The organism is Streptomyces sp. NPDC020845 (assembly GCF_044334165.1).
Classification (GTDB): domain Bacteria; phylum Actinomycetota; class Actinomycetes; order Streptomycetales; family Streptomycetaceae; genus Streptomyces.
This window is the reverse complement of sequence record NZ_JBIRSJ010000001.1, coordinates 348,010-363,339: the sequence shown is the minus strand read 5'-3', so window position 1 is coordinate 363,339 and position 15,330 is coordinate 348,010. Positions and strand designations below refer to the sequence as shown.

At 71.7% G+C, this 15,330-nt stretch carries 11 protein-coding genes; 5 read left to right on the top strand and 6 right to left on the bottom strand.

The features are described 5' to 3' along the window. Positions 1 to 6: 6 nt before the first annotated feature. The 4 genes from zwf to gnd are packed head-to-tail and all read left to right on the top strand — an operon-like array spanning position 7 to position 5,119. Entirely contained in the window at positions 7 to 1,548 is a 1,542-nt protein-coding gene (zwf, locus tag ACH4U7_RS01345) for a glucose-6-phosphate dehydrogenase (RefSeq protein WP_398525975.1), read from the top strand. Beyond that, positions 1,545 to 2,576 (top strand): glucose-6-phosphate dehydrogenase assembly protein OpcA, encoded by a 1,032-nt coding sequence (gene opcA, locus ACH4U7_RS01340; protein WP_398525974.1) that lies wholly within the window; start codon positions 1,545 to 1,547, stop codon positions 2,574 to 2,576. The genes zwf and opcA overlap by 4 nt, the downstream gene beginning before the upstream one ends. After that, positions 2,569 to 4,236, top strand: a complete 1,668-nt coding sequence (gene pgi, locus ACH4U7_RS01335) for a glucose-6-phosphate isomerase (protein WP_398525973.1) — start codon at positions 2,569 to 2,571, stop codon at positions 4,234 to 4,236. The genes opcA and pgi overlap by 8 nt, the downstream gene beginning before the upstream one ends. 1 nt (position 4,237) lies before the next feature. Next, positions 4,238 to 5,119: a phosphogluconate dehydrogenase (NAD(+)-dependent, decarboxylating) gene (gene gnd, locus ACH4U7_RS01330; protein WP_398525972.1), complete on the top strand. Its 882-nt coding sequence runs from the start codon at positions 4,238 to 4,240 to the stop codon at positions 5,117 to 5,119. A 43-nt stretch (positions 5,120 to 5,162) separates the two neighbouring features. Here gnd and ACH4U7_RS01325 read toward each other — a convergent pair whose 3' ends face one another. The 6 genes from ACH4U7_RS01325 to ACH4U7_RS01300 all read right to left on the bottom strand — a co-directional run bounded on the left by ACH4U7_RS01325 (position 5,163) and on the right by ACH4U7_RS01300 (position 13,835). Further along, a complete protein-coding gene (locus ACH4U7_RS01325) occupies positions 5,163 to 5,474 on the bottom strand; it encodes a GNAT family N-acetyltransferase (RefSeq protein ID WP_398525971.1) in 312 nt (103 codons plus the stop codon). 133 nt (positions 5,475 to 5,607) lie between these two features. After that, positions 5,608 to 6,936, bottom strand: a complete 1,329-nt coding sequence (locus tag ACH4U7_RS01320) for an enolase C-terminal domain-like protein (RefSeq protein ID WP_398525970.1) — start codon at positions 6,934 to 6,936, stop codon at positions 5,608 to 5,610. A 162-nt stretch (positions 6,937 to 7,098) separates the two neighbouring features. Then, the gene (locus ACH4U7_RS01315) at positions 7,099 to 8,319 is read right to left on the bottom strand and encodes a cytochrome P450 (protein ID WP_398525969.1); all 1,221 of its coding nucleotides are present in this window, start codon (positions 8,317 to 8,319) and stop codon (positions 7,099 to 7,101) included. A 16-nt stretch (positions 8,320 to 8,335) separates the two neighbouring features. Beyond that, entirely contained in the window at positions 8,336 to 9,274 is a 939-nt protein-coding gene (locus ACH4U7_RS01310; protein WP_398525968.1) for an alpha/beta fold hydrolase, read from the bottom strand. A gap of 9 nt (positions 9,275 to 9,283) precedes the next feature. Beyond that, on the bottom strand, positions 9,284 to 10,279 hold the full coding sequence (locus ACH4U7_RS01305) for a 3-oxoacyl-ACP synthase III family protein (RefSeq protein ID WP_398525967.1): 996 nt from the start codon (positions 10,277 to 10,279) through the stop codon (positions 9,284 to 9,286). Positions 10,280 to 10,466: 187 nt separating this feature from the next. Further along, complete coding sequence (locus tag ACH4U7_RS01300) at positions 10,467 to 13,835, bottom strand: AfsR/SARP family transcriptional regulator (protein WP_398525966.1); 3,369 nt, start codon at positions 13,833 to 13,835, stop codon at positions 10,467 to 10,469. Positions 13,836 to 14,068: 233 nt separating this feature from the next. Here ACH4U7_RS01300 and ACH4U7_RS01295 point away from each other — a divergent pair, with 233 nt between their 5' ends. Further along, the gene (locus ACH4U7_RS01295; RefSeq protein WP_398525965.1) at positions 14,069 to 15,064 is read left to right on the top strand and encodes a TauD/TfdA family dioxygenase; all 996 of its coding nucleotides are present in this window, start codon (positions 14,069 to 14,071) and stop codon (positions 15,062 to 15,064) included. The last annotated feature ends 266 nt before the right edge of the window (positions 15,065 to 15,330 follow it).

Genomic DNA, 15,330 nt, shown 5'->3' with positions numbered 1-15,330 from the left:
ACAACCATGTCGGCAACCACAGCCGGCCAGTGGGTCAACCCGCTGCTCGACCCGGCGGACCGCCGCCTGCCGCGCACCGCGGGCCCGTCCGGTCTGGTCATCTTCGGCGTCACCGGCGACCTGTCGCGCAAGAAGCTGATGCCCGCCGTGTACGACCTGGCCAACCGCGGTCTGCTGCCCCCGGGCTTCTCCCTCGTGGGCTTCGCCCGCCGCGACTGGGAACACCAGGACTTCGCCCAGGTCGTCCATGACGCGGTCAGGGAACACGCCCGGACCCCGTTCCGCGAGGAGGTCTGGCGGCAGCTCGCCGAGGGCATGCGCTTCGTCCCCGGTGAGTTCGACGACGACAGGGCGTTCAAGCAGCTCCGCGAGACCGTCGACGAGCTCGACGCGGCGCGCGGCACCAGCGGCAACTTCGCCTTCTACCTCTCCGTACCGCCGAAGTTCTTCCCCACCGTCGTGCGGCAGCTCAAGCGGCACGGGCTGTCCGACGCCCCCGAGGCGTCCTGGCGGCGCGCGGTCATCGAGAAGCCCTTCGGACACGACCTGGCCTCCGCCGAGGAGCTGAACCAGGTCGTCCACGAGGTGTTCGCACCCGACCAGGTCTTCCGCATCGACCACTACCTGGGCAAGGAGACCGTCCAGAACATCCTGGCGCTGCGCTTCGCCAACCAGATGTTCGAGCCGATCTGGAACCGGTCGTATGTCGACCATGTGCAGATCACCATGGCCGAGGACATCGGCATCGGCGGGCGCGCCGGCTACTACGACGGCATCGGCGCGGCCCGGGACGTCATCCAGAACCACCTCCTCCAGCTCCTCGCGCTGACCGCGATGGAGGAGCCGGCCGGATTCGACGCCGAGTCGCTGGTGGCCGAGAAGCTGAAGGTCCTCAAGGCGGTCAAGCTCCCCGCCGACCTCGGTGCGCACTCGGTGCGCGGGCAGTACGCGGCCGGCTGGCAGGGCGGTGAGCTGGTGCGGGGCTATCTGGAGGAAGAGGGCATCGCCTCGGACTCCGGGACCGACACCTACGCGGCCCTCAAGCTGGAGGTCGACAACCGCCGCTGGGCCGGTGTGCCCTTCTATCTGCGGACCGGTAAGCGGCTCGGGCGGCGGGTGACCGAGATCGCGGTGGTCTTCCAGCGCGCCCCGCACTCCCCCTTCGACGCCACCGACACCCAGGAGCTGGGGCAGAACGCCCTGGTCATCCGGGTGCAGCCGGACGAGGGCATCACGGTCAGGTTCGGCTCCAAGGTGCCCGGCACCTCCATGGAGATCCGGGACGTGACGATGGACTTCGCGTACGGCGAGTCGTTCACGGAGGAGAGCCCGGAGGCGTACGAGCGGCTGATCCTCGACGTTCTGCTCGGCGACGCCAACCTGTTCCCGCGCACGGAGGAGGTCGAGGAGTCCTGGAAGATCCTCGATCCCGTGGAGGACTACTGGGACACCCACGGCCGGCCCGAGCAGTACACCGCCGGCACCTGGGGCCCGAAGGCCGCGGACGACATGCTCGCACGAGACGGACGGAACTGGCGCCGGCCATGAACATCGATCTGACCAACACCACATCGAGCAAGATCAACGCGGCCCTGGTGGAGGCCCGCCGGGCGGCGGGCAGCCCTGCCGTCGGCATGGTGCTCACCCTGGTCGTCGTCACCGACGAGGGCAACCACTACGACGCGCTCAAGGCCGCCGCCGACGCCTCCCGGGAACACCCCTCGCGCATCCTGGCGGTCATCAAGCGGCCCGGCCGCTCCCCGCGCGAGCGGCGCACCGCCCGCCTCGACGCCGAGGTGCGCGTCGGCGGCGACGCCGGGGGCGGCGAGACCGTCGTCCTGCGGCTGCACGGCGAACTCGCGGACTACGCGGACTCGGTGGTCCTGCCCCTGCTGCTGCCGGACGCCCCGGTCGTGGTCTGGTGGCCGGTCGACGCCCCGGCCCGGCCCGCGCAGGACCCGCTGGGCGCGCTCGCACAGCGGCGGATCACCGACACCTACGCCGTCGAAGAGCCGCTGGAGCAGCTGGCCGCCCGCGCCGCCTCGTACGCGCCCGGCGACACCGACCTGGCCTGGACCCGGCTCACCCCGTGGCGGGCCATGCTCGCGGCGGCGCTGGACCAGGCCCGTACGGAGGTCATCTCGGCGGTGGTGGAGAGCGAGGCGGACAACCCGAGCGCCGAGCTGCTGGCCCGCTGGTTCGCCAACCGGCTGAAGGTGCCGGTCGAGCAGGTGGTCACCGACGGCCCGGTGGTCACCGGGGTCCGGCTGCGCACCGCCGCCGGGGACATCCACATCGACCGCCCGGACGGCCCGGTGGCCACGCTGTCCATTCCGGGTCAGCCCGACCGCACCCTCGCGCTGAAGGTGCGCAGCACCGCCGAGCTGATCGCCGAGGAGCTGCGCCGGCTCGACCCCGACGAGGCGTACGCCGCCGCCCTGCGCGCCCGGGTCACCGCCCCGGCGCCGGCGCCCGCGGTCTCTGATCAGCCCGCAGCCTCCGCGAAGCCCGCGGCCCCTGAGAACGCGGCCTCCGGGAACGCAGCCTCCGCGAAGAAGGAGCAGAAGGATGTCTGACCCCGCCCGTCTCGACCGGCTTCCCGAGTGGGCCGCGCTCGCCAAGCACCGCGAGGAGCTCGCGGGGGTCCATCTGCGCGATCTGTTCGCCGCCGACGCCGGACGCGCCGACCGCTATGTGGTGCGGGTCGGGGACCTGCATATCGACTACTCCAAGCACCTGGTGACCGACGAGACGCTGCGGCTGCTGAGGGAGCTGGCGAAGCCGCGTGGCGTCGCTGACCTGCGGGACGCGATGTTCCGTGGCGAGAAGATCAATGTCACCGAGAAGCGGGCGGTGCTGCACACCGCGCTGCGCGCCCCGCGCGATGCGGTGATCGAGGTCGACGGCGAGAACGTGGTCCCTGCCGTGCACGCGGTGCTGGACAAGATGGCGGCCTTCGCACGGCGGGTCCGTTCGGGCGAGTGGACCGGCGCCACCGGCAAGCGCATCCGTACCGTCGTGAACATCGGCATCGGCGGCTCCGACCTGGGCCCCGCGATGGCGTACGAGGCGCTGCGCCCGTACAGCGCGCGGGAGTTGGACGTCCGCTTCGTGTCCAATGTGGACGGCGCCGATCTGCACGAGGCCGTACGGGACCTGGACCCGGCCGAGACGTTGTTCATCGTCGCGTCGAAGACCTTCACCACGATCGAGACCATCACCAACGCCACCTCCGCACGCGGCTGGCTGCTGGCCGGTCTCGCCGCCGACGCCGGCGAGGAGGCGGTGGCCAGGCACTTCGTGGCGCTGTCCACCAACGCGGAGAAGGTGGCGGAGTTCGGCATCGACCCGGCCAACATGTTCGAGTTCTGGGACTGGGTCGGCGGGCGCTACTCGTTCGACTCCGCCATCGGCCTGTCGCTGATGATCGCCATCGGCCCGGAGCGGTTCCGCGAGCTGCTGGACGGTTTCCATCTGGTCGACGAGCACTTCCGCACCGCCCCCGCGGAGGCCAACGCGCCGCTGCTGCTGGGGCTGCTGGGCGTGTGGTACGGCGGGTTCTTCGACGCCCAGTCGCATGCGGTGCTGCCGTACAGCCACTATCTGTCGAAGTTCACCGCGTATCTGCAGCAGCTGGACATGGAGTCCAACGGCAAGTCGGTGGACCGCGAGGGCAATCCGGTCGACTGGCAGACCGGCCCGGTGGTCTGGGGCACCCCCGGCACCAACGGCCAGCACGCCTACTACCAGCTGCTCCACCAGGGCACCAAGCTCATCCCGGCCGATCTGATCGGCTTCGCCCGGCCGGTGCCGGAGCTCGGCCCCGAGCCGGCCGCCCAGCACGATCTGCTGATGGCCAATCTCTTCGCCCAGGGCCAGGCGCTGGCGTTCGGCAAGACGGCGGAGGAGGTGCGCGCCGAGGGCATCGCCGAGGAGCAGGTCGCGCACCGCACCTTCTGCGGCAACAAGCCCACCACCACGATCCTGGCCGCCGAGCTGACCCCCTCGGTGCTGGGTCAGCTGATCGCGCTGTACGAGCACAAGGTGTTCGTCCAGGGCGCGATCTGGAACATCGACTCCTTCGACCAGTGGGGCGTGGAGCTCGGCAAGGTCCTGGCCAAGCGGGTCGAGCCGGCGCTCACCGAGGGCGCCGCCGTACCGGGTCTGGACGCCTCCACCGCCGCCCTGGTCGCCGCCTACCGCTCGCTGCGCCACGACCAGCAAAGGAAGATCTGAGATGCAGCTTGGACTCATCGGCCTGGGCAAGATGGGCGGCAATATGCGCGAGCGCATCAGCCGCGCGGGCCACACCGTCATCGGCTATGACCGCGACCCCGGCCTCTCCGACGTCGCCGGCCTCGCCGAGCTCGTCGGCGCGCTCGACGGGCCGCGCGTGGTGTGGGTCATGGTCCCCGCCGGCGGCCCCACCCAGGCCGTCATCGACGAACTCGCCGGCCTGCTCTCCCCGGGCGACATCGTGGTCGACGGCGGCAACTCCCGCTGGACCGACGACGAGAAGCACGCGGAAGAGCTGGCCGCGCGCGGCATAGGCTTCGTCGACGCGGGCGTCTCCGGCGGCGTCTGGGGTCTGCGATACGGCTACGCCCTGATGGTGGGCGGCGACCCCGAGCACATCGCCGTCGTCAAGCCCGTCTTCGACGCGCTCAAGCCGGAGGGCGACTTCGGCTACGTACACGCCGGGAAGGTCGGCGCCGGACACTTCGCCAAGATGGTCCACAACGGCATCGAGTACGCGATGATGCAGGCCTACGCCGAGGGCTGGGAGCTGCTGGAGGCCGTGGACTCGGTCACCGACGTCCGCGAGGTCTTCCGCTCCTGGCAGGAGGGCACCGTCATCCGCTCCTGGCTGCTGGACCTCGCGGTCAACGCCCTGGACGACGACGAGCACCTGGAGAAGCTGCGGGGCTACGCGGAGGACTCCGGCGAGGGCCGCTGGACCGTCGAGGCGGCCATCGACAACGCCGTGCCGCTGCCCGCCATCACGGCCTCGCTCTTCGCCCGGTTCGCGTCCCGCCAGGACGACTCCCCGCAGATGAAGATGATCGCCGCACTGCGCAACCAGTTCGGCGGCCACGCGGTCGAGGCCAGCGAGGGCTGAGCCCGTCCCGGTCCCGGTCCGCCACGGGGGCCGGGACCTCCGCTCAGAGGTGGAAGCGCGGACGCCGGTCCTCGGGCACCAGGGCGATGTACTCGGGGTGCTTGCCGATCCAGCCCCGTACGAAGGTGCAGTACGGCAGCACCGCGAGGCCCCGCTCCCGCGCCGCGTCGAGCGCCGCGTGCACCAGTCGCCCGCCGAGGCCCCTGCCCTCGAAGCGGGGGTCGATCTCGGTGTGGGTGAACGCGATCCGGTCGTCGGAGCGCTCATACGCCGCGAAGCCCGCGAACTCCCCGCTCTCGCCGTCGAAGATCTCAAAGCGCGACTGCCCCGGGTTGTCCGTGACGCGTGGTTCCACTGTTCCTCCTGGGGTGCCGGTGATCGGACCGTACCCCGGCGGAGCCGGCCCGGTCCCACCGTACGGCTCGGGGCCGCCCTGGTCCTTCGGAGTGCCGAAGGATCCGGGCGGGCCACGTCGAGCCGGCGCGCGGCTAGCGCACGAGGCAGGGGCGCTTGTTGTCGAACGTCCAGTCCGGGACGAGGTACCGCATCGCGGCCGCGTCGTCGCGAGCCCCGAGCGCCTTCTCCTGGTAGAGCTCGTGGGCGGCGAGGAGCCGGTCCATGTCGAGCCGGATACCGAGGCCGGGGAGGTCGGAGATGGCGACCCGGCCGTCGGCGATCCGGGGCGGTTCGACCGTGAGCCGTTCCAGCCCTTCCTGCCAGATCCAGTGCGTGTCCAGGGCGTTGTACTCACCCGGCGCGGCCGCGCCGCAGTGGGCCACCATCGCCAGGGAGATGTCGAAGTGGTTGTTCGAGTGACAGCCCCAGGTCAGCCCCATCTCATGGCACAGCTGGGCCACCCGTACGGAGCCCTGCATGGTCCAGAAGTGCGGGTCGGCCAGCGGGATGGACACGGACTGCAGCGCCAGGGTGTGGGTCATCTGCCGCCAGTCGGTGGCGATCATGTTGGTCGCCGTGGGAAGGCCGGTGGCGCGGCGGAACTCCGCCAGGATCTCGCGGCCCGAGTAGCCCCCCTCGGCTCCGCACGGGTCCTCGGCGTAGGCGAGGGTGCCCAGCAGGGGACGGCACAGCTCGATGGCCTCGCGCAGTGACCAGGCGCCGTTGGGGTCGAGGGTGATCCGGGCCTCGGGGAAGCGCTCCTTGAGCGCCCGGATGGCCTTGACCTCCTCATGGCCCTCCAGGACCCCGCCCTTGAGCTTGAAGTCGCGGAAGCCGTACAGGTCGTAGGTGGCCTCGGCCTGCCGGACGATCGCCTCGGGAGTCAGCGCCTCCTCGTGCCGGATGCGGTACCACTCCTCGTCGGCGTCCGGCTCGCGGACGTACTCCAGGTCGGTGCGGTCGGGGTCGCCGACGTAGAACAGATAGCCGAGGACCCGGACGGAGTCACGCTGCTGTCCGTCGCCCAGGAGCGCCGCGACGGGGACGTCGAGGTGCTGTCCCAGCAGGTCGAGCAGCGCCGACTCGACCGCGGTGACGGCGTGGACGGTGGTGCGCAGATCGAAGGTCTGCAGCCCCCGCCCTCCGGAGTCGCGGTCGGCGAACCTGGCCCCGATCTCGCGCAGCACGCGCTTGTAGTCGCCCACGCGCGCGCCGACGACGAGGGAGGCGGCGTCCCGCAGCGTCTGTGTGATCTTCTCGCCGCCCGGCACCTCGCCCAGGCCCGTGCGTCCTTCGGAGTCCTCGAGGACGACCACGTTGCGGGTGAAGTAGGGGCCGTGCGCCCCGGAGAGATTGAGCTCCATGCAGTCCCGGCCGGCGACCGGGTAGACGGAGAAGGCGGTGACGGTTGGCTGGCTCATGGACGGGTTCCTTGCCTCCGAAGTAGCTTCACGCATGCGCACGACATCTACATATGAAGATGGAGGCTAGGCTCGTGAACGCGATGGGTCAATGGGTCCACGCTCATGGATTACGAACGGTCACGGATCACGAGCGGTCATGGATGACGATCAGCCGCTCCCTCACGGGGCGTGGTCCCGGCCAGGCGAGATGATCATGGTCCGGGGCCCGCGGAGGGTGATGTGCTGTTTGTAGCGGAGCGCGTCTTCCTCCAGCCGCGCCCCGGGTAGCCGGGAGACCAGTGTTTCCAGGGCTGTGGTGGCTTCCAGCCGGGCCAGCGGCGCGCCCAGGCAGAAGTGCGGGCCGGCGCCGAAGGCCAGATGGTGGTCGGCTCCGCGGTGGATGTCGAAGCGGTCCGGGTCCGGGAACACCTCCGGATCACGGCCCGCCGCCCCCAACTGGAAGCACACCTCGCTCCCCGCGGGCAGATCGACATCACCGATGCGCATGGGTTCCAGCAGGAATCTGTTGGTGAGCTGGACCGGAGGGTCGTAGCGCAGGGTCTCCTCGACGGCCGCCGCGGCGAGGGCGGGGTCCGCCCGTACCTCGGCCATCTGCTCGGGGTCGCGCAGCAGGGCCAGATAGCAGTGGGCGATGAGGCTCACCGTCGTCTCGTAGCCGGCCGTCAGGAGCAGCGTGCAGGTGGAGACCAGTTCGTCGGTGGTGAGCTGGTCGCCCTGGTGCTCCAGATGTACGAGCTCGGAGAGCAGGCCCGGGCGCGGGGCGCGGCGGCACTCCTCGAACCAGGCGTGGAAGTAGCGGTTGAACTCGGTCGCGGTGGCCCGCACCAGCCGGTCGTTGTCCGGGTCCGCGAACTGCTGGGGCGGCGGGTCGAACGCCACCCGGGTCAGCCGGTCGACCCAGTCCTGGATCTTCTCCCGGTCCTCGGCGGGCACGCCCAACAGTTCGCCGATGACACGGGACGGCAGGGGGTGGGCGAATTGCGAGATCAGATCGAACCGGTCCGGTCCGCCGAGGTCCGCGGCCAGTTCCTCGGCGATCTGCCGGATGCGCGGTGCCAGGGCGGTCACCGCCTTGCGGGTGAAGGCCCGGGACACCAGCCGGCGCAGTCGGGTGTGGTCGGGGGGATCCATCGACAGGAAGGACGGTACGACCGGGCGGCGGCTGATGACATCCGCGCCCCGGCTGATCCGGTCCGCGCTGAGCCGGGGGTCGTGCAGCAGCCTGGCGCAGTCGCGGTGCCGTGCGACCACGACGCCGCGGCCACCCGCGAAGCGGAACGGCGAGGCTTCCCGTATCCGGTGCAGCACCGGATACGGGTCCGGCCGGTTCGACGGGTGGTACAGCTCGTCGAGCAGGTCCGCGTCCGGTGTGCCCGGCATGGCGAAGTCACCTCTCTCAGGTATCCGGAAGGGCCGCCCGCCCGCCGCCCGCGCTGTCTACACCGCCCGCGCCTTCCGCTCCTTCCATGTCTCCCGGGCCCGCCATGCCGTCCAGCGAGGCGTAGAAGTCGCGGAGGGCGCTGTTCACCGGCTCCGGGGTGGCGTAGGGAAGGAAGTGTTCGCCGCCCGGGACGACCTTGAAGTCGCAGTGCGGGCCGATGAGCCCGGCCATTCGGCGGGCCTGGTCGACGGTCAGCAGTCGGTCCCGGTCGCCGCAGAGGGCGAGGGTGGGTACGGCGATCTCGCCCTCGACGGGCCGGTGTTCGATGAGGTTCGGCAGCACGCTGTGCTTGAACAGCCGCAGGAACCCGGGGATGGCTCGCGCTTCCCGGCGGACCCAGCCCGCGGGGGTGCGCTCGCCGCTGAGGTAGTAGCCGAGCAGCAGATTCAGGAGCAGCGGCGGGATGAGGCGTTCGCCGGGGTTGCGGTAGGCGACGTTGGCCAGATACCGCACCGGCGCGGGGAAGGTGTAGCGGTCGGCCAGGCCGACCAGGCACAGGGAACGGCAGCGGTCCGGGCGGGACTTGGCCAGGTGGTAGGCCGCGGACCCGGTGTCGCTCCAGGCGTACACATGGGCGCTGTCGATCTCCAAGGCGTCCAGCACCAGCTGGACTTCCTCGGCCCGGTCGGCCACCGCCACCCGTGAGGTGCGGCTCAGTCTCGGCTCGTAGACGATGAACTCATGGTCGCACGCGAGGGCCTGAATCTGCCTCGCGTAGACGAAGTTGGTCTCGGCGACCATCGGGAGACAGATGACCGGGGTCCCCGAGCCGATGCGGGCGCAGGGCACTTGGGAGCCGTCGGACAGGTGCAGCGGCCGCATCAACCGCTTCAGGGCCTCTCGGTCGGACACCGCCTCCTGGCTGATGTCCACCGCACGGCGTGGCGTGGGCATGGCCGCCCCTCAGGTCTCGATGGCGGCGGCGCCGCAGGCGAAGCCGACGCCGAAGGTGGTGAGCAGGGCCTTGGTGCCGGGGGGCATTCTGCCTTCGTGCCGGGCCAGGGAGAGGTTGACCAGCAGGCTGGCCGGGCCCATGTTGCCGAGGTGGCTGACGGGGGTGGGGACGGCGGAGGCGGGGAAGCCCAGCTCGCGGGAGACCATCGTCAGCAGCCGGACGTTGGGCTGATGGGCGAGCACGAGATCGACGTCCTCCGGCTGCCAGCCCGCTTCCTTCATGGCGGCGCGGATGACTCCGGGGACGGTGCTCTTGCCGAACCGGGCCAGCGCCATGCCCTGCATGGTGTAGTAGCCGACCTCGAGTCTCACCGCGGAGTCCTCCGGGTGCTTGGCGTGGATCGGCGCCACGCCCAGTTCCCACTGGTCGGAGTGGGTTTCCCAGCGGATGGCGCGGATGGCCATGGGCGTGCCCTGGGTCGGTTCCGCCGAGAGGATCGCGGCCCCGGCGCCGGCCCCGAACAGCCCGGCCGTGCCGAGGTCGTTGGGGTCGACGGCCCAGAGGAAGTCCGCGGCGGCGGACAGGATGACGCGGCGGCAGCGGCCCATGGCGAGCAGGGTCTCGGCGACCTCGAGGGCGGCCACCGGCTCGGCGCAGGCGCCGTCGATGCCCAGCACTCGGACGCGTTTGAGGCCGAGGTGGCCACTGAGGACGGCGCCCGCGGAGGGGGTCAGATGGGTGGGGCCGTTCTGGATGTGCAGGAGTACGGTTTCGTGCCCGATGTCGTCCGGGCCCAGCCGCGCTTCCTTCAGCGCCGTGGTGACGGCCTCACCGGCGAGGGTCACCACGGTCTCGTGGGCGTCGGTGGCACGTCTTTCGACGATCCCGGTGCGCCGCTGGAACCAGTCCTGCGGCAGTCCCAGAGACGTGGCGACATCGGCGTTGCGTATGATCCGCGAGCCGATGGCGTGTCCGGTCCCCGACAGCTCCAGTGGAGTCTTCATTCCATGCCCCTCCGCAGCGGATGGTCATGTGCACGCCAAATCTTCCCGCTCCGGGGGAGACCATGCGGCCTCAACGCATCTTTCACGCCCCGCGGCGACACTGGGGAACGGTCGCCCACGGGGGGAACGACCACCGCGTCGGCGCGGGCTCCACGGGGGTGGGCCCGCGTCGGAGCGAACGCCGACGTCATACGGGGCACAGCCGCTCCCCCGGCGGTGCGCCGATGTCCGCGCAGATGCGCTCGGCCTCCGCGCGGTGCCGGTGGGCGTCCGGCGGTTGGCCCTCGGCGGCCGACGCGTCGCCCAGTATCTGCAGGGCGCGGGCCGTGCCGAGGCGGTATCCGATGTCCCGGTGGACCGCGAGGGCGCCCTCCGCGAACCGCCGCGCCTCGGCGGGCGCGCCGCCGCCCAGATGCAGGGCGCCGAGCACGGTCAGCGCCTCACCCTCGTGGAGCCGGAAGCCGGACTCGACGGCGATCCGGGCCGCCGCCTCGGCCTCGGCGTGGGCCTCGTCGTCACGCCCCAACTCGCGGTGGACGGCCGCCAGCCCCGTGTACGCCGCCGCCTGCTCCCTTCGGCAGCCGGTGCGCAGCGCCTCCTCCAGCGCTCCGCGGTGGTGGTCCTCCGCCGCCGGGAGGTCGCCGAGCCGGCGCACCACCGTGGCGAGGACATTGCGCACCTCGGCCTCGAAGGTGCTGCGTTTGGTCCGCTGGATGATGTGCAGCGCCTGTTCCGCGTACTCCAGGGCCCGCTGATAGTCGCCGGTGTCCCGGCAGAGGGCCGCGAACTCGGCCAGCGCGGTCTCCCGGGCGTAGGAGAACCGCGGCCAGGTGCCCGTAGCGTCCACGGTCTCCATCAGGTGCGCTCGGGCCTCACCGGCCCTTCCCCGGACGCGGTGGACCAGCCCGAGGCCGCGCAGCGCGAGGGTCGTGGCGAGGAAGCTGCCGGTCTCCCGGTCGAGGCTGAGGGCCGCGCTGAACCTCTCACGGGCCTCGTCGAACCGGCCCCGGTCGGCCTGCACATAGCCCAGGTAGGCCAGCGGGGATGCCTGGGGGCGCTTCCCTCCGCCCTCGATCACCCCGCCTTCGATCACCCGCAGCGCCCGGGTCAGGGAGCGCTGGCTGTGGTCGAGGCGGCCCAGCTCCCGCTGGGCGGCGCCGAGGATGGTCAGGGCGATACAGCATTCGCTCGCGATCCCGCTCTCCTCGTAGCCGATCTCCTCGTACAGGGCCACGGCCGCGCTGCCGTGGTCGACGGCCTCCGCGAAGTCGGCCTCCTCCCAGCGGAGATTGCCCAGGCTGTCATGCATGGCCGCCCTGCCGTAACGGCTGCCGCCCCGCTCCGCGGCGCGCAGCCCCGCCCGCGCGGCCCGCGCCCAGTCCGGGCGCTCCCCGCTGAGCATCAGATGGCCGTGCAGGGCGTCGGCGAGCTGCCAGGTGAAGGCGGACGGGCCGAACTCGACGGCGTGGTCCATGGCCGACAGCAGATTGCTGCGCTCGGCGCCCAGCCATGTCATGGTCTCGTGCAGATCGGCGAATTCGACCGGGCGCACCACGGGGTCGCTCAGCACGTCCTCGTCGGGGACGAAGCCGGAGTAGAACTGCCCGAACAGCCGGCGTCCCGCCCTGGCGGTGGTGGACAGGTACCACACCAGCAGCCTGCGCAGGGCGGCGTCCCGGTCCTCGGCGCCGTCCTCCTGGTCGGCCCGGTCGCGGGCGTAGGCCCGCAACAGGTCGTGCTGGCGGTAGCGGCCCGGCTGATGGGCCGAGACGAGGTGACGCGCGGCCAGATGGTCGAGCAGCCGCTCGGCCTCCTTCTCCTCGGCGCCGATCAGCGCGCCGGCGGCCGCGGCGGTCACATCCGGGCCGGGCACCAGGCCCAGCAGACGGAACAGTCCGCGCTCGGCCTCGGGGAGCGCGGTGTACGACAGGTCGAAGGCGCCCTGCACCGCCGGGCGCCGCTCCCCCGCGATGTTCAGCGCGGCCAGGCGGTTGCCCTCCCGCAACTCCCGCGTCAGATCGGCGATCCGCCGGTGGCGGCTGCCGATCAGGTTGGCCGCGCAGACCCTCAGGGCCAGCGGCAGATAGCCGCACAGCCCGACCAGTTCGGCGGCCGCCTCGGGCTCGGCCCGCACCCGCTCCTCGCCCACCGTGCGGGTCAGCAGGGTGATGGCCTCCTCCTCGCTGAAGACATCGAGGTCGACATGGAGGGCGTCGTGGAAGGCGGTCAGCCCGCGCAGGTCGTTACGGCTGGTGACGACCACCAGACAGGTCGGGGAGCCCGGCAGCAGCGGTCGCACCTGCTCCAGCTCGGCCGCGTTGTCCAGCAGCACCAGCATGCGCTTGCCGGCCAGCAGCGAACGGTACAGCGCGCCCTTCGCGTCGCAGTCCTCCGGGACGCGGACGGCGGCCACGCCCAGCGCCCGCAGGAAGTGGCTCAGCGCGTCGTCGGCGGTGACCGGCGATCCGGAGGCATAGCCGCGCAGGTTCACATAGAGCTGGCCGTCCGGGAACCGCCCGGCCACCCGGTGCATCCAGTGCACCGCCAGCGTGGTCTTGCCGACGCCCGCCGTACCGGTGACCGAGGAGATCACCAGGGTCTGGGCCGGATCCGGGTCCGCCGCGGGCAACGTCGCGTCCAGCAGCCGCAGATACGCCGCGCGGCCGGTGAAGCTGGCCACGTCCGCCGGGATCTGCCGCGGCACGGGCATGGCCGCCGCGGGCTCCGCACGTCGCTCGATACCCGGGTCGGCCAGCAGGACCCGCTGGTGCAGATCGCGCAGCGACCGCCCCGGCTCCACCCCCAACTCCTCGTCGAGGATCCGGTAGATCTCACGGTACGCGGCAAGCGCCTCGGCCTGTCTGCCCGACCGGTAGAGCGCGAGGATCAGCTGGGACCACAGCCGCTCCCGCATGCGGTGCTCACCGATCAGCACCGTGAGCTCGCCGATCGCCTCGTCGTGCCGGCCCAGCGTCAGAAGCGCGTCGATCCGCTCCTCCTTGGCCGTCAGCCGCAGCTCCTCCAGACGCGTCGCCTCCGGTCTGGCGAAGTCCTGCTCGCTCACCTCGCCCAGCGCCGTGCCGTCCCACAGGGCGAGCGCCCGGTCCAGCTCGGCCAGGGCCCGGTGCGCATCCCCGTGGGCCATGGCGCGCCGCGCGTCCCGGGTGAGATCGACGAACCGCGTCGCGTCGAGCTGGCCGTCGCGCAGGCGTAACGCGTAGCTCGCCTCGCTTCTGCCGCCCGCGCTGACCAGCACCTCGAAGCCGAGCCCCGCCCGCCGCGTCGGCTCCAGCAGCCGCCGCAGATTCAGCACATGGGTGCGCAAGGTCGCGGCGGCACCTTCCGGCGTCTCGCCCGTCCACATCATCTCGATGAGCCGGCTCTTGCTGACGGCCTGTCCGCCCGCCAGCACCAACGCGGCGAGTAGCACGCGCTGTTGCGGGCCGAGCCCGATTCTGCGCCCGTCTGCCTCCAGGGAGACCGGGCCCAGAATGCGCACCCGCACCGCCCCGTCCGGCGCCGAGCGCGCCCCTGCCCCAGCAGCCGCGTTCACCATTCCCCCTATGCTCGCAGACCCGGTGTCATATGAGCCGCCCCCCGCAAGCCGCCCGTGATTCACGTTAGTTCACGGGGCTGACATCGCCCGCCCCGCCGCGCCCGGACGGCCGTGGGCAGGCTTCGGCGGCCGTGGGGAAGCTCCGGCGGCCGTGGGGAGCGGCATCCTCAGAATCCGCTCAAATCTTCCACATAAGACGAACGTGAGAGCGAGGTGTTCGTAGGGTCAAGATCATGACCAAGAGCCGTAGCCGTAGCCACACCCTGCACATCCCGGACTCGTCCAAGTCCGCGGCGGGGGCCGCCCTGGACGCGGTCACCGAACTCGGCGACGCCGTGCCCGACACCGGCCTCGACCTGTATCTGGAGTACGGCGCCAAGCAGCTGCGCAACCATCTGCCCGCGCAGATCCTGGACGCGCTCGCGCAGTGGCGGCACTCCCCCACCGCATGGCTCACCCTGGCCAATCTGCCCGGCCCCCACGAACCCGTGCCCACACCCCGGGAGGGCTTCTGCGACGAATCGCTCCTGAGGACGCCCAACCTGGTGCACTTCGGCATCCTGCGCCTGCTCGGGCTCACGCCGATCGCCTACCCGTGGGAGAACGACGGCCGCCTGATCAGAAACGTGGCGCCGCGCACGGCATCGGCCCGCACCCTCACCTCCTGGGGCTACGCACAGCCGCTGGACTGGCACACCGACGACTCGGTACTCGACCACCGGCCGGACGCACACCCCGCCAAGGCCATCCCCCACTACCTGTCCTTCATCGGCATGCGCAACGACGAGCAGGTGCCCACGGATCTGCTGCCCGTCGACACCCTCCTCGAGGCGCTGCCGGCCCGGACGGCCGAGGCGCTGCGGCGCCCCGACTTCACGGTGACCGCGCCCGAGTCGTACACCACCGACGACGACGGCAGGCCGCTGAGCCGCAGCGGTGTCCCCATGCTCTGGACCCTCCCGGACGGCAACCCCGCGCTGCGCTACGGCCCCGGCAGGCTCACCGGCCTCACCGACGAGGCGCGCGAGGCGCTGGCGGACCTCGAGCACCACGCTGCCGCCCTGCCGGGGACTCCGGTGCTGGTCGAGGAGGGCGGGTTCCACATCTTCGACAACCGCCGCGTGCTGCACCGCCGGGTGCCGTTCCAGCCGCTCCCCGAGGACCGGGCCCGCTGGCTGCGGCGCTGCTACGCCTACCGGCCGACGGCCGGGCTCGCGCCGGTCGGCTGAGTGGTCACCCCCGTGCACCCGCGCGGCGGCGGGGCACGGTGTCGGACCGTACGACGGGGTCGAGTTGAACGCGGACGACCACTGGGTCGGTGCTCATGGCCTTGACGACGACGGCGTTGAGCGCGCGCAGCGGATGCCGACCTTGCCGTTCCCGACCGGGGTGCGCCGCGGCTTGCCGCTCGCCCGCCCGCGCGTCTCGAGCAAGGCGTAGCCCAGGGGCATCACCCCCATGTGCAGCGGCAGCCGCACCGGCGGGTTGATGACGT

Bases quoted from the DNA above. Each gene is read 5' to 3' on its own strand.
- zwf (WP_398525975.1), top strand. From the start codon at position 7: ATGTCGGCAACCACAGCCGGCCAGTGGGTCAACCCGCTGCTCGACCCG.
- opcA (WP_398525974.1), top strand. From the start codon at position 1,545: ATGAACATCGATCTGACCAACACCACATCGAGCAAGATCAACGCGGCC.
- pgi (WP_398525973.1), top strand. From the start codon at position 2,569: ATGTCTGACCCCGCCCGTCTCGACCGGCTTCCCGAGTGGGCCGCGCTC.
- gnd (WP_398525972.1), top strand. From the start codon at position 4,238: ATGCAGCTTGGACTCATCGGCCTGGGCAAGATGGGCGGCAATATGCGC.
- ACH4U7_RS01320 (WP_398525970.1), bottom strand. From the start codon at position 6,936: ATGAGCCAGCCAACCGTCACCGCCTTCTCCGTCTACCCGGTCGCCGGC.
- ACH4U7_RS01315 (WP_398525969.1), bottom strand. From the start codon at position 8,319: ATGCCGGGCACACCGGACGCGGACCTGCTCGACGAGCTGTACCACCCG.
- ACH4U7_RS01310 (WP_398525968.1), bottom strand. From the start codon at position 9,274: ATGCCCACGCCACGCCGTGCGGTGGACATCAGCCAGGAGGCGGTGTCC.
- ACH4U7_RS01305 (WP_398525967.1), bottom strand. From the start codon at position 10,279: ATGAAGACTCCACTGGAGCTGTCGGGGACCGGACACGCCATCGGCTCG.
- ACH4U7_RS01300 (WP_398525966.1), bottom strand. From the start codon at position 13,835: ATGGTGAACGCGGCTGCTGGGGCAGGGGCGCGCTCGGCGCCGGACGGG.
- ACH4U7_RS01295 (WP_398525965.1), top strand. From the start codon at position 14,069: ATGACCAAGAGCCGTAGCCGTAGCCACACCCTGCACATCCCGGACTCG.